We start from the raw sequence: 20,539 nt of genomic DNA on the forward strand, positions 1-20,539 counted from the left end.
CGGCTCTTTTTAGTAGACAGCACTCAACTCTTTTACGACTCGGTCCGCGACTGCGAGTTCCTGCTCTTGTGCAAAATCGAACTGACAACCGATTGCAGCGAGCCCGTTCGCATGCGCCGCTTTGAAATCAGATAAGCGGTCACCGACAACGTAGCCTGACGAGATATCGTGCATCTTACAAATCTCCCGTACGAGTGCTGATTTATCACCGGAACGAATGTCTTCAATGCTATAGACATGATCGATATACGCTTCAAGTCCATACGTCGTCACGATTGCTGACAAGTAGGATGGCCACCCATTACTAGCGATATAGACGGAGTGACCCGCTTGTTTCAAACGAACGAGCAACTCGACCGTTCCTGGATATAAGCGACCGTGCCCCGCTTTGACTGCCTGCTCTAAGCTACGTCGAAACTTGTGATCCGCAGCCTGTTGGTCTGTGGCTGAAAAGTCCGGTAGTAACGTCTGCCAGACTTCCGGTAACGAGACGCCCATGATCTGCTGATAGAGGGCGAGTGGGGTTTCCCCCTCCCAGCGTTCCGTTTGACGCAACTCTTGAAAGACCTCTTCTAGCGCATGCGACAGCACGGCATTCGTTTGAAACAACGTTCCATCCATGTCAAAAATGTAGTGTGTCATTCGCTCTCCCCTTTTACTCTTGATTTATCATTTGAATCACGGATTCTATCGATCTATCCTCAGCAATTAGACGATCTGTCGGGCGGTGATCCCGATCAATCCACCAGCGTTTCATATCCGTCACAGAAAATTCCGTGGGCTGGCGCATTTCATGGCGACGAACCGTTTCTTCAAATGAGACGTCAAAATAATACGCCGCGTATCGTGAAGTAAAGCGTCGTTCTAACCGGTCAATCATCTCACCGTACCAGTCCTGTGCAAGAATGCCTTCCAGCAGAATCGTCGCGTGGCGTCCGTCAGCAAGTCCGATCAACTCTTCGATCCAGCGAATCGCCGGATTTCCTGGTCCATCTTTTACGTTCAACATCTCCCTGCGGATGACATCTTGCGAGAATAAGATGCTATCCGGTAAGACCGATCGTAACGCTTTTGCAAGCGTCGTTTTTCCACTACCAGAATTCCCACGGATGACGATCAAGCGCGACTTCATGTCGTGAACCAGTCCCCGTTTAAGGCAGCAATGTACCGCTCTGCAGAGCGCGCTACTGCTTCAGACGCACCGGTTTCGATTTTCCGATGAAAGGCGTCATATAATTTTTCAAAGTGAAGCGGACGTAACGTTTCTGCCATTCGCGCGACCGTCTTTGCCGGAAGCGGAATCACATTCGGATAGCTGTACATGAAACTGACCCATGCCCGATCGGCAACGATTCGAATGATGTCTCCTGTCAACAATAGACCTGCTGATGCGTCTTTTCGTTCACAAATGACTGCTCCTTTGAAGTGACCACCGACGCGATGTAACATCACATCTTCCGTCAACTCCAAGCGTTCACCACTCCAGAAGACGATGCGCTCGCTTGGTCGCGTCACGAACGACGCATCATCTTCATGAATATAGATCGGCACGTCAAAGGTTTCCGCCCATTCGACTTGTGTCGCGTAATAATGCGGATGTGATAAAGCAATTGCCTGAATCCCGCCTAATTCGTCAAGTTGCTCTTTCGTTGTTGAATCAAGATATGTAATGCAGTCCCATAACAAGTTGAACGATTTTCCTTGGACAAGATATGCCGTCTGACCGATACCAAACGCCGGTGTCGTCTGAATCGCATAGACGCCTGCTCCGTCGTCGCTAATGACGTTTTGATACGTTCCTGACGTTTGCATGGCAGCGAGCGTCGTCCACGTTTGACCAGTTGGATTGACATACTGTCGTTCCTCTAAGCAAATCGGACATGTTTCGCGTTGCGGATTGATTTGTTCAACACCACACGTCGTACAGATGATGGTTTCCATATCATCATTCCCTTCCTATTCGTAAATGATTTTCCTGATATATCATACCATATTCCATTTATAGGGATTGGAGGAATTAAGAGGCGGTTATCGAAAGGAACATGTATGAAAACAAAGGAGGAGATTCTGATGTCAATTTTGACTCACCTCATTGCGCCCCGCTTGAACGCTGTCTTTTTGCATGTTCAGGATGTGAAACGTACCGCCGCTTGGTATCACCAGTTACTGCAGCTGCCGTTTGATGCGTCGACCGTCTCGTCACCTGTCTACAATCTTCCACTTGAGGGTCCAACGAGTTTGACGCTCGATGATCATACGAATGACGCAACGTACCGACATCACCCTTCTCCCCATGCCTTGTTTAATTTTTATACGACGGACATCGATGCATCCTATCAGTTTGTGCGGTCACTACACGCACCCATCATTCGAGACATCGAACGTTTCGATGACTTTGCTTACTTTACGTTTGCAGATCCCGACGGCAACGTCTTGATGCTCTGTACAGGATAAGACAAAAGCAGGTCGAGCCACATTAGTGGTTCGACCTGCTTTGTTTAACGAGATGTTCGATCGTCATTTATGACGCTTTGAAAACGTTCTGTGAACCGATTGATTGCCTCTTCCGTGTCTAAAATACCTAAAAACCAGATCTTTTTGTCTTCCGAAAATGTAAGATGCAGTGACCCTTCTATTGTGGACTTCACTTCAAGCGTAGCAATCGTATCCGACTTCATTAAAGTCTTTTGTGATAGAGTGACCAGTTCATTCGTCAACGTTTCGCGTGTACCTTCTGATGTCTTTTCACGAAGTAGATGAATCGTTTTGCGGAGCAGTTCGGTCTTTGAAACACTTAAAAGATTCAATTCGCGGATTTCGAAAGTATAGGCGTTCTCGTCTACCCCGGATTGTTGAACGATGAATCGCGGGGATTGCACTAAGCGTTGAATGAAGTGAACGAACATTCCGATGGTCATTTCGGACATTGCAAAAACCTCCCTTTTACATGGATCAATGGACGGATGCCTTTAATCCTTTATCTGAATGGGATTAAAGTCCCTTATTATAATCTAGACAGTGAACAGAATGAAGGTACAATCCACCTTCAATATAGCTAATACAATAAACAAGTACAAATTGAACATGTTTTAGGTGTAAAAACAAGATTCGAATAGCATCCGAATCTTGTTTATAGTAACATAAGAGATACTAGTTTTTAGTATAAACGGATCCTAATTAATTATGAGTGTCTGTTTTCATTATGTACAAGGATAAAGAGCCAGAGAGCAATCCTTTGTCTCTGACTCTTTACTTCAATCATTGATCGGTGGCGCAATTAAGTCTAGTAACGTATAGGCTTGAAGTGCGTCCGTGAAGGACGTGAATGCTTGATCGAACGCTTGTCGTGTGTTCTGTAAACTACCATTTTTATTTGGAACCGTCACATTTTCGAGATAAGACACTTCTTCGAATAAATGGACGATTTCTCCTAATGTAATCGTATCTGGCGATTTCGCTAACTTGAATCCACCATTACGACCTTGTACGGAGATTATGAGACCGAACTTACTTAAAGAATGGACAATCTTCATTAGATGGTTTTTAGAAATATCGTAATGTGTTGCTACTTCTTGAATTTGTACAAGTCTAGTCGGATGCGACGCTGCATAAATTAGCACACGAATAGCATAGTCCGTAGAGCGAGTCATTTTCATCCATTTCACCTTCTTTTTAATTCCTCTTACAGAAATAGTACAAAAGCTCTCTCGCTTTCACAATTGATAGTGTGGTTTCAAGTGCAGCAACAAATAATCAACAGTGATTTTGCACATAATATATAGCCTATCTTATAGGATAAGAAGTGCGAAAATCTAGTTGTTTTTTCGTAAAAAGGCAAAATGATATTTTAGAAATTTGTAACTCTTGTTTCCTATCACGAATATCTAAACGAATTGAATGGTCGTCCACTCTTAAAAATGAAAAGCGTTTAGATTTTTCTTCTGTTTACGAATCGATGAATAGTGGAACACAATTAATAACATGTATGAAAATGATATGAATAATATAGAACTAGGAAGTGAAAAAAGTGGAAGGTGATTTAAATCAAATCGTCTGCTGTTTGAATCAAGATTTCAGACAACAGCGAACTGTGTTTAGTGCATTGACCTTGAAAGAAACCAATCCCTGTATCGTCTTAATGGAAGATCATCTTCATAGGCAAATGAATGATGCGCTGTATCAATATCCAGAATTTATTGTAGAACTAGAAACGTTGATTTACCGATGTTTGATCGATGTGCGAGGAGCACGTGAATCCGTCTCACCTTCCGAGATTTTTATTTCCAAAGCTCAGTTATACTCGCCTTATCATTATTTAGTCACATTTTTATGAACAAGTGTAATCCGACCGTTCAGATCAGAAGAAAGATCCAATATTAAGCTGAATAGTTGATTTTATATCACTCGGATCTGGCCCAACCAAAAATATAGTATTTATTTTAGTTAAACGACAAAAAACCGCGATTTAGATGAAGGCGGTTTTTTCCTATTTCAATCATGAAATCGAGCACGCGTCTCTGATGAAGGGAGCGCACAATGTTGTTTTACACCGAACCACTGATGTCGATTTTTGGCGACAACATCATACACACAATCTCGGAATGACCGTGGAAAAATACGTAAAATAGTCAACAGTTTCCATCCACCCTGTAAATGACGAGCAATCCGTAACGCGGCGTCCGATTTGATATAGGGTACTCCTCGTTCAATTACGACGACACTGTCAATCGTTGCCGGGAGATGATGACGCTTTACGAATTCTTGTCCGGTCTTTCCTTGTAACGATGCAAAATCATGATACCCTTGGTCTCGTTTTAAGATGAACTGGACGCTTGCGTCACAGAGATTACACTCTCCATCAAATAAGACGATTGCTTTCATGAGTGATTCATCCTTCCCGTACTGTTTATCGAATTACTGTGTTACTTACACTTTACCTTTACTACACTCTTTTTTGATAGGCGTGATGTCATGATGTTAAATATTGATAACGCTTTCTTTCTCAGTCCTCCATACGCTATACTAATTTCTGTAAACATCTGGTTTTTATGAATGTATTTACATAAAGGAGAATACATATGACTCGACCTATTGCCATCGTAACCGGCGCCAGTCAGACACGCGACATCGGAGCTGCCATTTGCCGCCAGCTTGCCTCGTCCGGACATGACCTGGTCTTTACTTATTTTAAAGCAACAGCGGATTGGGCGGCTAGTTTTACGACCGAACTCGAAAATCAAGGCGCCCGCGTCCTTGCGATCGAGCTAGATTTAGGTCAAGCAGATGCTGCTGACGATTTATTCAATCAGGTAGAAGACTTTGGAACACCAAGCATCCTGATCAACAACGCTGCCCATTCGACGATGACGGATTGGAAAACGCTTGATGCAAAAAGTCTCGATCAACACTATGCCGTCAATCTCCGAGCACCGCTGTTGCTTGCGACACGTTTCACGAAACGATTCGCTGAAGCACATCTAACGTCCGGTCGTATCATTCAACTGACGTCCGGACAAGATCTCGGTCCGATGCCTGACGAGATTGCTTACGCTACGACAAAAGGTGCCTTGTCGACATTTACAAAGACTTACGCGGCAGCCGTAGCACCGCTTGGCATCACCGTTAATGCGGTCAATCCGGGTCCGACAGACTCGACTTGGATGGATGAAGCAACACGGACAGCGCTTAAACCTAGTTTTCCGTTCGGGCGAATCGGTGCGCCAGAAGACGTCGCACGATTGATCCAATTCCTCGTGAGTCCTGACGGTAGCTGGGTGACTGGACAGATCATTCATTCCGAAGGCGGCTTTGAACGCTGAACATAGAGAACATAAAATCCCCCCTGATTTTTACATCAGGGGGGGATTTTTGCGTTATCGAAAAACCGGACCCAGTTCCGTCAAAAAATCGTTCCAGGCTGTTTGATGCAGTTCGCTATAGAGTTCTGGCATTTGGTCTCTTTCAAAAAAAGCAATATCGAGTGATTCATCGGAATCAATCGTCAATTGTCCCCCATTGATTCGGCAAACGAAAAAATGGACGATCGGTTGGGCGACATCCCCGTTCGGATACATCTCTTCGTACTTCGAATAGACACCACTCAAACGTTCAATCGTGACATGAAAACCGGTTTCTTCAAAAATCTCACGCTGTGCGGCTTCGACAATCGACTCTCCCAGTTCCAGTGCGCCGCCGGGAAAGCCCCATGCTTGTTGCTCCCGCCGTTTTTGAAGAAGAATGCGCCCCTCCTCGTCGAAGACAATGCCACCCGCAAAGTTCAACATCACTTTTTCTTGACCGACCTTACTGCGAAGAAAACGTATGTAGTCCATCTGTCGCCCCTTGAAGTTTGACGTGCTTCAGCCATGCAATCAGTTGCTTGATCATGGCATCGGTAACGGTATGGTTGACACCTGGAAAAACGTCTAATACGGTCGTTTGCGCCATACCTGCTTGAACAGCTGTCCCGTGATAAAACTGCTGGATCGATAGTGGAATGATGTCATCGGCATCGCCGTGCAGGAGCAATCGCGGACGCTCATCCATCACACTGATCGGATCGAGCTTCCATGGTACATCCTCCTGTTTGATGGCAGGTCGCCCGTCACGAACGCGGAATTGACGTTCCGCTTCAAGATAGGCACCGCCCCCATTGATCGCAACAAGCGCTTTAATCGGCTGACGTGCCATGATTCCATGGGCAATGAACCCACCCATCGAGACGCCGATTGCCATCACATCTGAAACATGCCAGCCTGATTGTTCGATGATAGCTGTCGCTTCCGTAATCGATTGTTCGACGACCGTCCAAAAATAGGTCGTCGTTACTTCTGAATCAAACGGATGATCAAACGGTTTACGTTGATCATGCCGAAGGAGTTCCGGAATAAAGACATCGAATCCTTCTTCAGATAATTGTTGTGCAAACTCTAGATAAGAAACAGCCGTTCCGCCCCAACCATGGTAGAGCAGAATAGTTCCCGTTGGTTGAGAGGCGCGGACACTATGGACATGAAAATCAAGCTTCATTTTTTAGCTTCTCCTGGTTCAAGCGGACGATCGTTTTCGCGAAGTCATCCTCCGGTAATCGTTGTCCGTTCTTGAGAAACGGTTTCCAGTACGGTCGAATCTTAAATAGTGAGACCGTATCACGATAGACTGTTCGGCGGACGATTTGTTTCGTCGTCAACGGCAATCCGTTCTCGCTTTCAACCTGGATGCCGCAAATCTGACCACCAATCGTTTTTCCGTTCAACAGTTTTAATTGCGCGACTTCTCCTAGAAAACTGATCGTCGGTTGTGTCACGACAGCGTGAACGACTTCTGACTTCACACGTCGTAACACCGTTTTTTCGATGAAGGCGGAAAGTCCGAAATAAACAGCTTGGTTGATGATGTACGCACCGATTCGTCGTTTAGTCGTTGAATGCATGGGTGGTCCTCCTTATACGTTGAAATAGACGACAGCGCCAAGTCCACTGACGGCAATCAAATAAAAGACGATTGCGAGTCGTTTGTTTGCGGCAGAGATATCCTTTCGGACGAGGATCTTACTATACCGATACGTCAAAAATGCGAACACGAGCAATGCCAAAATCAATAATGGTGCCATTTGATTCCCCCCTTTTCTTTCTTATTCTACATCATTTCTGGTTTCGAATTGTTATATTTTACAAGTAAAGTGGTATATGCTTGATCCATATGTCATCAATCTAACAATGAAATGAGGTTTACATGTTGAACACTACAACGATTTGCTGTCTTGTGGAGTCGAAGACACCTGGTTATCTTGTTCGGGAACTGCCGCCGCTTGGCATCCATGACGTCCACGTCCGCACTCTAGCCGGTGCCATCAGTATCGGTGCCGAACTTCCCCAATGGCTGGAACAAGACATGACCGAAACCAGCTATGACTATCCGCTCGAGACAGGATATGAAAGTTATGGTGAAGTGCTTGCAGTTGGTGACGCCGTCCAAATCGTCAAGCCCGGAGATCGGGTCGTCAGCTTCTATGGTCATCAAGATCAGGCGATCGTTCCTGAATCGAAAGTCATCCCGGTTCCTGCTCATATCTCACCACGTGAAGCCTTACTACTGATTCTGTCCTGTGACGCGGCAAAAGGCGTCCGAAAGCTAACATTGACACCCGACACAAGCGTCTTAGTTTCTGGAATGGGTACGATCGGTTTGCTGACGGTACATTACTTACGGCATTACGTTAACGTTCGTCAGATTGATATCCTCGAGCCGCTTACGTCCCGAGCGGAGTTAGCGCGTCAATTAGGTGCACGTGTCGTCACACCGGGTTCAAGTATGTATGACGCCGCCATCGAATGTTCCGGACGTCAAGCGGCCTTTGCCGAGCTTCAATCCGCTGTCCGTCCTCATGGTGCAATCTGCGTCTTATCGGACGGCAACCGGGAAGCCTTGACGTTGACGCCCGCGTTTCACGCAAAAGAACTTCAGATCGTTGCATCGAGTGACGGCTGGGACTACCGCAAGCATGCAGACTGGCTCTTTGCAGACGAGCGTCACGCGACATTGCCCGCTTTGTTCGAACACGAGACTTCGTTTTTGAAGCTTGCCAGTTGCTTCGCTAGCTTAATGGAAACACCAGATCTCCCAATCAAAGTATTCGTTGATTATGAGCAGACGAGCTGAACACCGTTCGGATCCGTACCTACGAGCGATACGTCGGAAAAGACTGCTTCTTGTAAGACGGTCTTCTCTCCGCGGACGGTTTGGATTTGTGAAATCGGTCGATCGAACAGTTTCGTTAAATCCGCCTCTAATCCTTCGCGCGGTGTAGTTAGAATTAAACGCTCAAGTGTCGTTCCATCAGTACCCGCAATTGCATCTTCATGGACTTGCAGTTCAATCCGTAATCCGTATGGTGTCTGCAAGAACGTCCGCCGCTCGTTCGCTTGGACCGTGAACGATAACGTTTCTGCGCGATCAAGAATCGTTTGCACGTCACCAGGCTGAATCAAAAATCCGATGTGATCGAAGCGAACCGTTTTTCCGAATCCGATCGTCACATTGACCGCTCCCCGTTTCATTTCAATGATTCGGAATAAAATTTGATCTGCTCGAAAATCATCCCATGATAGAGGTGGATTGAACGACGAAAATTCTCCGTCTTTCTTCCCGATCCGCTGGGAAACGTGAAATCCGCGTGCCGTGTACCAAGCTTCTGTTTCTTCCAAATGTGGTGTCCAAATATGGTAGTGAAATAGCATTTACATACACTCCTTTTTGTTGTTCCAATCGTTCCACGTCATCACTTCGACTTGGTTCGATTCATTCAAATATTGTCGTAATAACGGGAGGTGCGCAACACCGTACAAACAGACGATTCGTTCGTTCGCCTGAGCGAGGTGCAGTAAACGATTTGCGATCTTTTGATTGCGGACTCGCCAGTAGCGTTCAACCCAAATCCGACCGCTCTCCAGTCGTTCGATTTGATCATAGATTCTAGCCGACGCTGCAATCGTTTCTTCAGCGTGCAATCGATCGAGCCATTTGGAAAAAGACAACTGCTCCATCGCGTGCTCTAACTGTTGGGTCCGCTTCATCTCAGCCGCGACGATCGTCTCAAAGGCTTCCGGATGATGTGAACGGACGATTCCTAAATCCGGTACGCCGGGTACGACTTCGTTCCAATCGACCCCATGGAGATCTGCTACTCCTGCCATCCGGGCTAAGCGAAAGCCGATTTGTTGTCGTTCATTTTCGGTTAAATCGCTCTCGTGTTGATAGGTTTCATATGTATGTTGCAGGTCACTCATGCGTTCAGGTGCCGTCTCAAGGGCAACGCCTGTCGGTCGAAATGCATTCAATCGAGCAACGACTTCTTGAATTTCTCGTTGCCTTCTCTCTGACGCGACATCAAAAATTGCTGGACGAATCATGTCACCATTGGTCGGGCGATCGAGATGGAACATGCCTAACAGTAAAATCTGAGGTTTCATCTATCTCCCTCCTTTTCCTGATTTTACCTTATACTTGGTAAAGGAAGCGACTTTTACCAATCATGAATTTACGTTACTATTCAACGAATACTTATATAAGGAGGTTCCGATGAAAAAGATATTCGTCATTGTGTTCATTGGATTTTTATTCGGATGCAGTCAAACCGGTACAGAGGACGAAGCTAGTCATGCCATGATCGTCATTGTGAATAACAAAGAGTATAACGGAACAGAAGTTGAATTGGATGCATCTATGCAACAAGGAGAAAAAATGAGCACGATACTAAAGAAAACAAAAGCCTATGAAATACCCCAAGCGAACAGTCAATCGAATCTTTTTTCAGTCGGCTCCACCATCTATTCTGTTAAAGGAACAGAAGATTTTATCATCGTAAAAGACAAAGAAAATAAAAAATGGCTTTTAAAAAAGGTAAGAGATATCAAAAACAATTTGAATCAATGAGGCACTTTAACACTTTTAACGTGGTACCTCTTTAGAAGTACCAACAGCAGAGATGTTTTGTACTTTTACACGAGGTATGGTGAAAAGTAATAAAAAGTGGACAGATGGCGCCATCTGTCCACTTTTTTTATCCTGTTAAGCTTGATTTAACGAGTAATATTTTCCCACTTTCCTCTGCATCGATATAAGATACGGCTTGTACATCGAGATGGATATCACGACCGAATAAACGGTACAACCGTTCCATCAGAAGTCGTTCGTCTGATTGACTGAACCGCTCTGCGTCCGGAACGTAGTAGATCGATACGCTATCTGTCGTCATTTGAACATATTGAATACGCTCGATACTGTTTGGCAAATGTTTGACGAGACTCGCCAGTTGCGCTTCAAAAATCTTTTGTCCATCCGGTTTTTGAATGAATGCCCGCCCCCTGCCGTCAATCGATTCGATGATTGGTCCCGGGTGACCACAGGAACAGGTGCGCTGACTGAGCGTCATCCGATCTCCGACCCGGTAGCGAATGAGGGGGGTTCCGTGTGTATCAAAACTCGTCACAAGAATCTCCCCGTCTGTATCGAGTTCGATGATCCCCATCTCATGGTGCAGATGTTTTTGACCAAACCGGCATTCAGAAACGATAGGTGCCCCTTCAGACGATGCATATTGATCAAAGACTGGTCCGTGAAACACTTCTTCGATGACTTGGCGCTCTTCCACGTCGATCCGTTCTGCCGTCGGGAAAATCGCAACCGGTTGACACGTCAAGCGGATCCCTTCTCGCTTCGCGAACCGCGCGAGCTCAATCATCGCTGACGGAAGACCATCAATCGTTTCTGGTTGAAAACGTTCGATGGCTTCAAGATACGCTGCCATCGTCCGTGGGGATAACCGTTTCACCGTGAACAAGAGTTGATTCGCCGCTCGATTTATCCGCCAGTAGACGTCCACCTGTTGACGCTCGGGTACGAGATCCTGTGCCGTAAAGCTGATTCGTCGCATGCCACGGTAGACACCGTGGGTCGCCTTGAAATAATCCAGATGGGCCATGCGAATTTGCATATCCGGTATCGTATATCGTACTTGCAGTGACGTGCCTGTCGTTCCACCCGTTTTCCCTATGATTGGCGCAGCGACATCTGTTTGAATGTCCTCCATGTGTGTTCGTAATATTTCTTTTGATAGTACAGGAATATGTTTTAGTTCGGATAAGTCCGTTAACGGCAGGCGAATGCCGTGTGAAGTGAAGAGCTGACGGTAATAGGGACTGTGTTCCGTACAGAAGCGAAGGAAGTCATTTAAACGATCAAGTTGTTCCGCTTTGACGTCGATCGTCGTATGTTCTCGTTCGAGGAGCATCCGGAACCGTTCTTGATAGACCGGTCCATAACGTTCGCGATGCAATTGATACCCATAGAGGGTTGTGAAGAAGTGCTGGAGAAATAGAGGAGAGCGATTGTAGATCTGCTCTTTGATACCCATGTCATCACGTCCTTTCGCAAGGGAAGTAACGGTTTCGATGTCTCTACAATAGCCTATGTACCTGACAGGAATATGACAAAAATAAGGGAACATGCCTCCTGACAAATTGCTATCGGTTTGGACAGGTCCGACGATCATCGCTCTACTATACTGAAAACAAGGAGGTGACAAGATGTGGCTCGAATCGATTCAACGCGTTATTGACTATATCGAAGATCATTTAGAAGACTCGCTCGATCTCAACGTTTTGACAAAAGTCGCTCAGATGCAGGCTTATCCTTTACAACGGACGTTTTCGTTACTTGCGATGATGACGTTACCGGAATACATCCGAGGACGACGTCTGACGCTCGCAGCGCAACAATTGACACAGACGGACGAAAAAATCATCGATCTCGCCTTACGTTTTGGTTACGAGACGCCGGAAGCTTTCACAAAAGCTTTCAAACGTCAGCATGGTTGTTCGCCGACGTTGATGCGAAACGAGCGACGTCCGATTCACGCCTATAACCGCCTGAGCATTCAGGTGACCTTGAAGGGACTGAAGCAAATGGATTACCAACTTATCGAACGACCGGCTTTACAAATTTCAGGATGGCGAAAACATTTCCCGACGCAAGATGGTGCCCAACAACAACTGATTCCGTTGTTTTGGAATGATGTGAATCATTCCGGTCAAGATGCTACCTTGTTTAAACAAAATGACGGTCAGATTGAAGGTGTGATTGGTGTCTGCTCCAATTTCACCGAAGCATCGATGGATTATTGGATCGCGACGACGACAACGGAAGTTCTGCCCGGTCAGGAAACGATGACGATTCCGGCGAGTCTTTGGGCGACGTTTCCGGTCGTTGGTCCGATGCCGCATGCCATTCAAGAGATGTGGCAGCGTATCTATCAAGAGTGGATCCCATCGCATGGATATGATCCTCTACCTCACGCTGAACTCGAAGTTTATTCGGCAGGCGACCCGTCTGCCGCCGATTATCAATCTGCCATCTGGATTCCGGTGCGACCACGCGACTGACGGTTTCAGGACACACGAAAAAGCGAGATCACCGGTGATCTCGCCTTTTCGTGTGTCATGCATACTGTTGTTTAATCAGTAACGTTTTTCCGCTGATTTCTTTCGGAATTTCCGGTACCGCGCGCATGACGACATTCAATTGTCCGTCAAACAGTCGGTCCAGAACGAAAAAGAGTTTCTTCTCATGTTCTTTCTCGAAGCATCGTTCATCCGGAACATATAATAAAACAATCTCATCCCGCGACTCTTGAATGTATTGCACGCGTTCGATACAGTTCGGGAACGCTCGAACGATTCCCGCAAGTTCGCCTTCAAAGACACGGTGCCCGTTTCTGAGTTGAATGAAGCTTCTCCCCCGTCCGTCGATCGAAGCGATGATCGGACCTTGATGACCACAGGGACACGTTTCCTGACTAAGCGTCATCCGATCGCCAACGCGGTAACGGACAAGTGGTGTACCATGCGTATCGAAGCTCGTCACAAGGATTTCACCGTCCTCATCACGTTCAATGATTCCCATCTCATAATGTAAATGTTTTTTCCCATACGGACATTCGGCGACGATCGGCGCCCCTTCTGACGACGCATACTGATCATAGATCGGCGCATGGAAGACTTCTTCGACGAGCGTTCGTTCTTCTGCCGTCATCATCTCAGCCGTCGGGAAAATTGCTTTGGGACGAAACGTACAGGTCATCCCATATTTTTTAGCATATCGTGCGACTTCGATCATTCCTGAAGGCAAACCATCAATCGATTCCGGCTGAAACCGATTCAGTTGTTCGATGTATGCAGCAGCGGTTTTCGGATTAATGTTTTTGATCGAAAACAACATCTGATTGATGACTTTATTCGTCCGCCAATAAACCGGTGCCTTTTGTTGCGGGGAAGCAAGCGTTTGACCGGTAAAACTTGCACGGCGCATCCCTTGATCGACTCCATGGGTCCACTTGAAGAAGTCAAGATGTGCCATCCGGATTTGCATGTCTTCCTTTGTATAATGCACTTGAATCGATTTACCGGTCGTACCGCCCGTTTTTCCGAGAATCGGGGCATGGACGTGCGCATGGACGTCCTCATTTTGTTGGCGTAAGATTTCTTTCGTCAAAGGAGGAATCTGTTTTAGTTCGTCAATCGATTTTAGCGGGAGCTCTAGTGCAATGGTAGAAAACAATTCCTGATAGTATGGACTATGTGTTTGGCAAAAAGAAAGGAAGTCGTTTAATCGTTGCAATTGTTCTGCTCGAACGTCATGCGGTCGTCCTAACTTCTGTTTTAGTTCTTGTAAACGTTGCTGATAGGCGGGACCGTATCGTTCATGGAACAGGCGACGTCCTTGTAAAGTCGTCAACAAGTTTTGGATGAAAATCGGTGAGTGAAAGTAGATCGATTCTTTGAGCTGCATGATGTCACTCCTTCCATAGTTAGACCACCTTTTACTGATACTTTCATCTTATTTCCAGTCGCCGCCCATCTCAATTAGTTCTTCGTGAATAAACTTAGCTTTTATTTTCATGGCGATTTATTTTAATGAACTCTGATTCACGAACATCTTCTTACCGATTCTTGAACTTACAACTTTTCTTCCCTCACAAAAAATCCGATTGATGAAGAGGAGTTTCTTCATCAATCGGATTCATACGAGTGGCATTACGATTTCGCACCTTTTTGTAGCATCTGACATCCGTATGCCCGCAATTTAATCGCTTCGAGTACGATCGACATCTGTTGCTCATCCAATCGTTCAATCAGCTCGATGATCGTGATCGTCGTTCGTCCATTATACAATTGGACGATCAAGTGGATGATTGCTTCTAACGCTGGACTCGGATAGGGTTCAGCCAGAAATTCACGATCAAAAAACTCACCACTATCCGGAAAGAAGTAATCCGAGAACCGTTCGAGCACTTCTGGCTGTCCTGTCGCAAGGTACAGCATCGAGACCATCGCTGCATCTTCTCGTTGTTTCGGCTTTAAACGTCTCCACAACAGATCGAATCGTCGTTCATGTCCCTCTTGCATGAATTGTATCGTCTGCATGGTTGAAGCCCCCTTTGTTTTCATACTTCCTGTTGGTTCTTTTCCATATGTTACTATTCCCTATTCCATTCAACTGAATCGTCTCAGCATATCCTCTTGCGATTGAACCGACTCGATTGGGGGTACATTACAACAGATATAAGAGAGGAGTTTACATCCATGCCAACGCGCCTAGCTTTAGCCGGAGCCACCGGATACATTGGTCACAATTTACTGAACGAACTAAAGAAAAAATATGACGTCATCGCCCTTTCACGAAATGGTGACGACAAGGACAATGAGGAACGCGTCGAATGGCGATCGTGCGACCTCTTTTCTCTAGACGATACGATCGCTGGTATGAAAGGAGCAGACATCGCTGTCTACCTCGTCCATTCGATGATGCCATCTGCTAAATTGACACAAGGATCGTTTGAAAATATGGACTTATTGTTAGCCGATAACTTCGCCCGTGCCGCAAAAGAAAACGGCATCAGGCAAATCATCTACTTAAGTGGTATCATTCCCGAAGAAACAGAAAATCTATCGCGTCACTTAAAGAGTCGACTTGAAGTCGAACGCGTTCTCGGTGCGTACGGAACACCGGTGACGACGATCCGTGCTGCGTTAATCGTTGGTCCGAAAGGTTCATCGTTCCCAATCTTATCGAAACTCGTCAAACGCTTACCCGTCATGGCACTCCCACGATGGACACGTAACAAGACACATCCTGTCGCCTTACCCGACGTCATTCATGCTCTTGGTGAAAGTGTCGATCGCGATGATGTCAAAGATCGAGCCATCGATATCGGTGGTCCGGAAGCGATGACCTATAAAGAGATGATTCTTAAAACAGCCGACATCATGGGTAAACGACAACCGACGATCGATATTCCTTTATTGACCGTTAAATTATCCCGCCTTTGGGTGACACTCGTGTCCGGAGAACCAAAAGAAACCGTCTATCCACTCGTTGAAAGCATGGTCCATGAGATGGTTGCGAATCCAGAAAAAATGATTCCCGGCATCAGTGACGGCAAAATCACATTCGAACAATCAGTCCGAGATGCGTTAAAAGAGGAGGAGGAACAAAAAGGATCTTCTTCCTCGTCGTCTTCGACACCAGACGTCCTTGACGTCCGATCGGTACAACGTGTTCTTTTGCCAAAGGATCGCGATGCCGACTGGGCAGCTGACGATTATATGAACTGGTTGTCATCATTTGCCCGCCCCTTCCTATCGTCAACCGTGAAAGATCAAGTCGTTGGAATCCACATTCCGTTTTACGAACAACCGCTGCTTGAATTGACGAAGGAACCGGTTCACGATCGACAAATGGCGACATACCGGATTACCGGCGGATTGTTCGCAAAAGTCGAGCAAGACAGCCGTGGTCGGATTGAATTCCGGCAAATTCCCGGTACGCAGGAATGTATCATCGCCATCCATGAATTCGTTCCTGCGCTACCGTGGATACTCTACAAGGCAACACAGGCGAATGTTCACCTGCTCGTCATGTATCTCTTCAAATTACACTTGTTGCGCCGGATTCATTCGACGGAACAAGAATCGACACGCGCGGACGAAATCGTTCCGTCCTCTTAATGCCAATCAAAACACTCCGCCTCTTACTGGGCGGATTGTTTTTGTCGTTTGCGGAAGGATGACGAAACGGAAAAAATCGTGATACACTGGACGATGACTGAAAGAAAGGGGTTTCACTGCATGCGCTCATTTGAGGAACGATTATCGAACCAACTCGAGGCGACGGCTTCACTCGCCACATTGATTCAACCTTCAACGGATCAACTCCGTTTAGATAAACTAGATAAATTTGCTAGCAAACTATTAAAACGAGAGTTCACGATTGCGTTTGCTGGTCATTTCTCGGCTGGAAAGTCGAGCATGATCAACGCCTTGACGGGTGAATCGGTCTTACCGACGAGTCCGATTCCGACGAGTGCAAACATCGTGACACTTCAGCAAGGTGAGATGGATTCAGCAATCGTTCACTTTCATGAACAGCCGTCTGTTCGTCTGACAGCAACAGAGCAAGAGGAGCATCTTCAATCGCTTGGGAAAAGTGGTGATGTCCGACAAATCGATTTGACGCATGCCGCGTCCGAGCTGCCTCCTGGTCTCGTCTTAATGGATACGCCAGGCGTCGACTCGGTCGATGATGCCCACCGTGTATCAACGGAGTCTGCCCTTCACTTGGCTGATATCTTGTTTTACGTCATGGACTACAATCATGTTCAATCCGAATTGAACTTCATGGTGACGGATGAATTACAAGCTGCCGTACCGGAATTATATTTAATCGTCAATCAAATCGATAAACATCGTAACGATGAACTATCATTCGACGCTTTCCGCCGCTCGGTTCATGCGTCCTTCGCTGAACACGGTGTCGTGCCGAAAGGAATCTTCTTTACGAGCCTACGGGACCCAGCCCATCCGCATAACGATTTCACGGAAGTCGAACAGCTCGTCAAACAAAGCATTCGGGACGCTCAACCGAAGTTGTTGACTTCTGCCGCTTTGACACTCGAAAGTCTTCACCAGGAGCATACACGTTATCTCACACGTCTCGTCTCAGAAACACACGAGACGATGGCTGAGCAATTGAATGACGCTGAACGACGGGATCCGGCGAAAATCGAAACCGAATTAACGCGTGTCTCGCAACAATTAGAAGCACGCCAACCGGACCGCTGGGTACAGACGTTTTCGCTTCATCGGGATCAACTCTTGAAAAATGCGACATTGATGCCATTTGAGTTACGCGAGAAGATGCGCCGTTTCCTCGAGTCACGTCAGCATGATTTCAAGGTTGGATTATTCCGTAGCGCGAAAAAAACGGAAGCGGCTCAAGCAGAGATCGCACAAGACGTGCTCCGTGCCTATCAGACAGTGACCGCTTCCGAAATTTCGCTTCATTTACGTAACTTGATGAAACAATCATTACGTGACCTTGGTCTCCTGCAGGATACGCATATCGTCGCAATCGATCAGCTATCACTCGACCCACCGCTTTCCGTACTCGAAAGTGCCTTGCCAACCGGTATTACGATCACAGGTGAATCAGTGCTCCAGTTCACGAATCGTGTCGCCGAACAGACACAAGCGTGGTTCGTCAAGGAAACGAACGCGTGGCGTGAGCTTGTTCGTCAAGAGTTGACGGCAACTTTCCCGAAAGAACAAGCTGAACTATTGCAACAACAGACGTCACTACAGCATAAATGGAATAGCGTTCAAGCATGGCAACAGGCTACCGTAGCACTCGAGCGATATGAGCATGACGTTGCGAGTCCATCTGACCAACAACTCGAACGGGCTCGGACGCAAGTCTCAGTTTGGGAGGAGCAATTGATTCAGCAAGAAGCGGCGATCGTTTCCTTTACCGGGTATGAATCGGTGACAGAAACTACTGCGTTTGAAGTTGCGACGACGATCAGTGAGCAACAAGCCGTCCGTTATGCACCGGAAGACGTCGCTCGAATCCGTCAGCATCTGAATGGTCTTCAAGGTTTTGAAGATGCCGTCGCTTATTTGAATGACAAATTGGACCGACTGACACATCAATCGTTCACGATTGCCTTATTCGGTGCCTTCAGTGCTGGGAAATCGTCGTTTTGCAATGCCTTACTCGGAGACAAGGTCCTCCCGGTCTCTCCGAATCCGACGACCGCATCGATCAACCGGATTCACCCTGTTGACGCTGCACACCCGCACGGCGTGGCAGAAGTCACGTTCAAGTCGGAAGCAGCGATGCTCGAGGACTTAAATGAAGCGATGGTCGGAACGATGACATTCGAGTCAACGAAACAGGCATACGATACGCTCTTATCACGTGCCGCGTCACTGACGGACCCGTTCTTGCGTGCTTTCTTGAAAGGATTCCCTGCCGTTCAATCCTTCATCGGTACCGCTCAGACGGTCGATCAAGACGCATTTAAACTGTATGTCGCGCAGGAAGAACGAAGCTGTTTCGTAGATGTCATCGATTTCTATTACGATAGTCCGTTAACACGTCTCGGCGTGACGCTCGTCGATACGCCAGGAGCAGATTCAATCAATGCCCGTCATACTGATGTCGCTTTTGATTACATCAAGAACGCGGATGCGATCTTGTTCGTCACGTACTTCAATCATGCCTTCGCCCGCGCTGACCGTGAATTCTTGATTCAACTCGGTCGTGTCAAAGACGCATTCGAACTCGATAAAATGTTCTTCCTCGTCAATGCGATTGATCTCGCTGCTTCAGATAGCGAACGTCAAGATGTCTTGAACTATGTCGCGACGGAATTGCAACGCTTCGGGATTCGGTCGCCCCGACTCTATGGAGTCTCGAGCTTACAAGGACTCACCGAAAAGCAACAAGAGCGATCGGATTCAACTTCCGGTCTACCCGAATTCGAGGAGGCATTCCATCACTTCCTTGCAGAGGACTTGACCGGTCTTGCCAAAGTCTCGTTGTCTGAGCAGACGGAAAAGACCGTCCAGCGACTCGAACGATTTATCGCTGCGACTGAAGCGAATCTGTTGCGAAAAGAAGAACGGTTGGCTGAGCTGTCTACTCTAGAACAGCAGGTCACGGATCGTTTCGAAGACAATCGCGCCGCTGTGATCGAACCTGCACTCAAAGCAGAGATCCATGAGCTGTTGCACCATGTCGTACAACGCATTTATTACCGTTTCCCTGACTTTTTCAAGGAAGCCTATAACCCTGTTCGTTTTGCTCAAACTGGCAAAGGAGTGGCATTACAGGATGCGTTAACGGAACTGTTGACGTTCCTTCGGTTCGATTTTGAACAAGAGCTCCGGGTTACGCATTTCCGTGTCGACCAATGGCTCGAAGCGGCCATGATCCGGCGTCAACAAGAGGAGCAACAGTTGCTAGAGCAATGGAACGAATCCTTCCAGCTCGCGCCTGTTACGGTCTCTCGATTAAACGAAATGACGTTCGACGGGCCCTTCGAAGATGCAACGCCTTATATCGGCGTCAAACGTCATTTCCGGAATGCGAAAGCCTTCTTCGAGAAAAATGAGAAGGAGCAGTTGAAGGAAGAGCTGGCGACGTTAACCAAACAAGAAGCACTCGCGTACACTGCCACTCAAGAAGAACGCTTGCTGGCAGTCGCGACGGCACATCTGGATGTTTCTTTGACCGCCGTTTCAGAGCACCTGTTACGTCAAACACTCGAGCAACTTGAGAGTGAACGCGCGACGTTACAGGCACAAGAGACGCTGACTCCTTATAAACAAGCAGCAAAGCAGATTCGCAGTCTGACGCAACACGTCACTTCTTGAAACACGATCGCTCCAACGTAAAAGAGGCTGACCCAACAGTCAGTCTCTACAAAGATAAGGGTGGCAGAATTATGATCTGCCACCCTTATCTTGTAAAAATAGAATGACCCGTCACACGCCACTCCTACAGGAAAAAGCGCATTTTTGCGCTGTCAGAGACAAACAAGCCCGTTTTCCTGCTTCATTCCAGCATGAAAACGGGCTTGTTTGTCTCGCCTGAGGAAAGGGCGTGAATAGACGAATCATTCTTTTTTTGAGTCAGTCCC

Annotated in this window: 23 protein-coding genes; 8 read left to right on the forward strand and 15 right to left on the reverse strand. The window is 46.9% G+C overall.

The features are described from left to right. Positions 1-9: 9 nt before the first annotated feature. From KNQ09_RS05605 to KNQ09_RS05615, 3 genes are read right to left on the reverse strand one after another with little or no spacing between them, the layout of a single operon-like run. On the reverse strand, positions 10-642 hold the full coding sequence (locus tag KNQ09_RS05605; protein WP_214857816.1) for an HAD hydrolase-like protein: 633 nt from the start codon (positions 640-642) through the stop codon (positions 10-12). A gap of 13 nt (positions 643-655) precedes the next feature. Next, positions 656-1,132, reverse strand: a complete 477-nt coding sequence (locus KNQ09_RS05610) for an AAA family ATPase (protein WP_214857818.1) — start codon at positions 1,130-1,132, stop codon at positions 656-658. After that, on the reverse strand, positions 1,129-1,941 hold the full coding sequence (locus KNQ09_RS05615) for an MBL fold metallo-hydrolase (RefSeq protein WP_214857820.1): 813 nt from the start codon (positions 1,939-1,941) through the stop codon (positions 1,129-1,131). Before KNQ09_RS05615 ends, KNQ09_RS05610 begins: the two co-directional genes overlap by 4 nt. A gap of 129 nt (positions 1,942-2,070) precedes the next feature. Here KNQ09_RS05615 and KNQ09_RS05620 point away from each other — a divergent pair, with 129 nt between their 5' ends. Next, positions 2,071-2,454, forward strand: coding sequence for a VOC family protein (locus KNQ09_RS05620; protein ID WP_214857822.1), 384 nt, complete (start codon positions 2,071-2,073; stop codon positions 2,452-2,454). A gap of 44 nt (positions 2,455-2,498) precedes the next feature. Here KNQ09_RS05620 and KNQ09_RS05625 read toward each other — a convergent pair whose 3' ends face one another. Both KNQ09_RS05625 and KNQ09_RS05630 read right to left on the reverse strand, forming a co-directional pair. After that, positions 2,499-2,927, reverse strand: coding sequence for a hypothetical protein (locus KNQ09_RS05625; RefSeq protein WP_214857824.1), 429 nt, complete (start codon positions 2,925-2,927; stop codon positions 2,499-2,501). Between the two features lie 327 nt (positions 2,928-3,254). Next, on the reverse strand, positions 3,255-3,656 hold the full coding sequence (locus tag KNQ09_RS05630) for an RrF2 family transcriptional regulator (protein ID WP_035397050.1): 402 nt from the start codon (positions 3,654-3,656) through the stop codon (positions 3,255-3,257). A 362-nt stretch (positions 3,657-4,018) separates the two neighbouring features. Between KNQ09_RS05630 and KNQ09_RS05635 the strand changes: the two genes are divergently transcribed. Continuing rightward, a complete protein-coding gene (locus tag KNQ09_RS05635; RefSeq protein ID WP_145981727.1) occupies positions 4,019-4,333 on the forward strand; it encodes a hypothetical protein in 315 nt (104 codons plus the stop codon). 158 nt (positions 4,334-4,491) lie between these two features. Here KNQ09_RS05635 and KNQ09_RS05640 read toward each other — a convergent pair whose 3' ends face one another. Then, complete coding sequence (locus tag KNQ09_RS05640) at positions 4,492-4,881, reverse strand: thiol-disulfide oxidoreductase DCC family protein (protein ID WP_214857825.1); 390 nt, start codon at positions 4,879-4,881, stop codon at positions 4,492-4,494. A 197-nt stretch (positions 4,882-5,078) separates the two neighbouring features. Here KNQ09_RS05640 and KNQ09_RS05645 point away from each other — a divergent pair, with 197 nt between their 5' ends. Then, positions 5,079-5,819, forward strand: a complete 741-nt coding sequence (locus KNQ09_RS05645; RefSeq protein WP_214857827.1) for an SDR family oxidoreductase — start codon at positions 5,079-5,081, stop codon at positions 5,817-5,819. Between the two features lie 54 nt (positions 5,820-5,873). Here KNQ09_RS05645 and KNQ09_RS05650 read toward each other — a convergent pair whose 3' ends face one another. From KNQ09_RS05650 to KNQ09_RS05665, 4 genes are read right to left on the reverse strand one after another with little or no spacing between them, the layout of a single operon-like run. Continuing rightward, positions 5,874-6,332 (reverse strand): NUDIX hydrolase, encoded by a 459-nt coding sequence (locus tag KNQ09_RS05650; protein WP_214857828.1) that lies wholly within the window; start codon positions 6,330-6,332, stop codon positions 5,874-5,876. Beyond that, positions 6,304-7,029: an alpha/beta fold hydrolase gene (locus KNQ09_RS05655; RefSeq protein ID WP_214857829.1), complete on the reverse strand. Its 726-nt coding sequence runs from the start codon at positions 7,027-7,029 to the stop codon at positions 6,304-6,306. The genes KNQ09_RS05650 and KNQ09_RS05655 overlap by 29 nt, the downstream gene beginning before the upstream one ends. Beyond that, complete coding sequence (locus KNQ09_RS05660) at positions 7,019-7,432, reverse strand: RDD family protein (RefSeq protein ID WP_064299738.1); 414 nt, start codon at positions 7,430-7,432, stop codon at positions 7,019-7,021. Before KNQ09_RS05660 ends, KNQ09_RS05655 begins: the two co-directional genes overlap by 11 nt. Before the next feature lie 12 nt (positions 7,433-7,444). After that, the gene (locus KNQ09_RS05665; RefSeq protein WP_214857830.1) at positions 7,445-7,612 is read right to left on the reverse strand and encodes a hypothetical protein; all 168 of its coding nucleotides are present in this window, start codon (positions 7,610-7,612) and stop codon (positions 7,445-7,447) included. 122 nt (positions 7,613-7,734) lie between these two features. On the opposite strand from KNQ09_RS05665, the gene KNQ09_RS05670 reads away from it, so the two are divergent. Next, positions 7,735-8,661: a zinc-dependent alcohol dehydrogenase gene (locus tag KNQ09_RS05670; protein ID WP_214857831.1), complete on the forward strand. Its 927-nt coding sequence runs from the start codon at positions 7,735-7,737 to the stop codon at positions 8,659-8,661. On the opposite strand, the gene KNQ09_RS05675 is transcribed toward KNQ09_RS05670, so the two are convergent. Then, the gene (locus KNQ09_RS05675; protein WP_064299736.1) at positions 8,643-9,239 is read right to left on the reverse strand and encodes a hypothetical protein; all 597 of its coding nucleotides are present in this window, start codon (positions 9,237-9,239) and stop codon (positions 8,643-8,645) included. The two genes, KNQ09_RS05670 and KNQ09_RS05675, sit on opposite strands and share 19 nt — an antisense overlap. Continuing rightward, entirely contained in the window at positions 9,240-9,971 is a 732-nt protein-coding gene (locus KNQ09_RS05680) for a DUF5694 domain-containing protein (RefSeq protein ID WP_064299735.1), read from the reverse strand. A 109-nt stretch (positions 9,972-10,080) separates the two neighbouring features. Here KNQ09_RS05680 and KNQ09_RS05685 point away from each other — a divergent pair, with 109 nt between their 5' ends. Further along, positions 10,081-10,434 (forward strand): hypothetical protein, encoded by a 354-nt coding sequence (locus KNQ09_RS05685; RefSeq protein ID WP_214857832.1) that lies wholly within the window; start codon positions 10,081-10,083, stop codon positions 10,432-10,434. Positions 10,435-10,561: 127 nt separating this feature from the next. On the opposite strand, the gene KNQ09_RS05690 is transcribed toward KNQ09_RS05685, so the two are convergent. After that, positions 10,562-11,914 carry a phenylacetate--CoA ligase family protein gene (locus KNQ09_RS05690; RefSeq protein ID WP_214857833.1) on the reverse strand — a complete coding sequence of 451 codons (1,353 nt, stop codon included), beginning with the start codon at positions 11,912-11,914 and terminating at the stop codon, positions 10,562-10,564. Positions 11,915-12,086: 172 nt separating this feature from the next. Between KNQ09_RS05690 and KNQ09_RS05695 the strand changes: the two genes are divergently transcribed. Then, positions 12,087-12,941, forward strand: coding sequence for an AraC family transcriptional regulator (locus tag KNQ09_RS05695; RefSeq protein ID WP_214857835.1), 855 nt, complete (start codon positions 12,087-12,089; stop codon positions 12,939-12,941). 55 nt (positions 12,942-12,996) lie between these two features. Here KNQ09_RS05695 and KNQ09_RS05700 read toward each other — a convergent pair whose 3' ends face one another. Beyond that, entirely contained in the window at positions 12,997-14,346 is a 1,350-nt protein-coding gene (locus KNQ09_RS05700; RefSeq protein WP_214857837.1) for a phenylacetate--CoA ligase family protein, read from the reverse strand. Positions 14,347-14,591: 245 nt separating this feature from the next. Continuing rightward, complete coding sequence (locus tag KNQ09_RS05705) at positions 14,592-14,981, reverse strand: hypothetical protein (protein ID WP_214857839.1); 390 nt, start codon at positions 14,979-14,981, stop codon at positions 14,592-14,594. 159 nt (positions 14,982-15,140) lie between these two features. Here KNQ09_RS05705 and KNQ09_RS05710 point away from each other — a divergent pair, with 159 nt between their 5' ends. Further along, positions 15,141-16,565 carry an NAD(P)H-binding protein gene (locus KNQ09_RS05710; RefSeq protein ID WP_214857840.1) on the forward strand — a complete coding sequence of 475 codons (1,425 nt, stop codon included), beginning with the start codon at positions 15,141-15,143 and terminating at the stop codon, positions 16,563-16,565. A gap of 120 nt (positions 16,566-16,685) precedes the next feature. After that, the gene (locus KNQ09_RS05715; RefSeq protein WP_214857841.1) at positions 16,686-20,273 is read left to right on the forward strand and encodes a dynamin family protein; all 3,588 of its coding nucleotides are present in this window, start codon (positions 16,686-16,688) and stop codon (positions 20,271-20,273) included. Positions 20,274-20,539 lie beyond the last annotated feature (266 nt).

This window comes from Exiguobacterium sp. s191, assembly GCF_018618955.1.
In the GTDB taxonomy this organism is placed as follows: domain Bacteria; phylum Bacillota; class Bacilli; order Exiguobacteriales; family Exiguobacteriaceae; genus Exiguobacterium_A; species Exiguobacterium_A abrahamii.

Coding starts and splice junctions, on each gene's coding strand:
- KNQ09_RS05665 (WP_214857830.1), bottom strand. CDS start 7,612: ATGGCACCATTATTGATTTTGGCATTGCTCGTGTTCGCATTTTTGACG.
- KNQ09_RS05680 (WP_064299735.1), bottom strand. CDS start 9,971: ATGAAACCTCAGATTTTACTGTTAGGCATGTTCCATCTCGATCGCCCG.
- KNQ09_RS05700 (WP_214857837.1), bottom strand. CDS start 14,346: ATGCAGCTCAAAGAATCGATCTACTTTCACTCACCGATTTTCATCCAA.
- KNQ09_RS05690 (WP_214857833.1), bottom strand. CDS start 11,914: ATGGGTATCAAAGAGCAGATCTACAATCGCTCTCCTCTATTTCTCCAG.
- KNQ09_RS05645 (WP_214857827.1), top strand. CDS start 5,079: ATGACTCGACCTATTGCCATCGTAACCGGCGCCAGTCAGACACGCGAC.
- KNQ09_RS05685 (WP_214857832.1), top strand. CDS start 10,081: ATGAAAAAGATATTCGTCATTGTGTTCATTGGATTTTTATTCGGATGC.
- KNQ09_RS05675 (WP_064299736.1), bottom strand. CDS start 9,239: ATGCTATTTCACTACCATATTTGGACACCACATTTGGAAGAAACAGAA.
- KNQ09_RS05620 (WP_214857822.1), top strand. CDS start 2,071: ATGTCAATTTTGACTCACCTCATTGCGCCCCGCTTGAACGCTGTCTTT.
- KNQ09_RS05650 (WP_214857828.1), bottom strand. CDS start 6,332: ATGGACTACATACGTTTTCTTCGCAGTAAGGTCGGTCAAGAAAAAGTG.
- KNQ09_RS05640 (WP_214857825.1), bottom strand. CDS start 4,881: ATGAAAGCAATCGTCTTATTTGATGGAGAGTGTAATCTCTGTGACGCA.
- KNQ09_RS05715 (WP_214857841.1), top strand. CDS start 16,686: ATGCGCTCATTTGAGGAACGATTATCGAACCAACTCGAGGCGACGGCT.
- KNQ09_RS05625 (WP_214857824.1), bottom strand. CDS start 2,927: ATGTCCGAAATGACCATCGGAATGTTCGTTCACTTCATTCAACGCTTA.
- KNQ09_RS05630 (WP_035397050.1), bottom strand. CDS start 3,656: ATGAAAATGACTCGCTCTACGGACTATGCTATTCGTGTGCTAATTTAT.
- KNQ09_RS05670 (WP_214857831.1), top strand. CDS start 7,735: ATGTTGAACACTACAACGATTTGCTGTCTTGTGGAGTCGAAGACACCT.
- KNQ09_RS05615 (WP_214857820.1), bottom strand. CDS start 1,941: ATGGAAACCATCATCTGTACGACGTGTGGTGTTGAACAAATCAATCCG.
- KNQ09_RS05610 (WP_214857818.1), bottom strand. CDS start 1,132: ATGAAGTCGCGCTTGATCGTCATCCGTGGGAATTCTGGTAGTGGAAAA.
- KNQ09_RS05660 (WP_064299738.1), bottom strand. CDS start 7,432: ATGCATTCAACGACTAAACGACGAATCGGTGCGTACATCATCAACCAA.
- KNQ09_RS05605 (WP_214857816.1), bottom strand. CDS start 642: ATGACACACTACATTTTTGACATGGATGGAACGTTGTTTCAAACGAAT.
- KNQ09_RS05695 (WP_214857835.1), top strand. CDS start 12,087: ATGTGGCTCGAATCGATTCAACGCGTTATTGACTATATCGAAGATCAT.
- KNQ09_RS05705 (WP_214857839.1), bottom strand. CDS start 14,981: ATGCAGACGATACAATTCATGCAAGAGGGACATGAACGACGATTCGAT.
- KNQ09_RS05710 (WP_214857840.1), top strand. CDS start 15,141: ATGCCAACGCGCCTAGCTTTAGCCGGAGCCACCGGATACATTGGTCAC.
- KNQ09_RS05655 (WP_214857829.1), bottom strand. CDS start 7,029: ATGAAGCTTGATTTTCATGTCCATAGTGTCCGCGCCTCTCAACCAACG.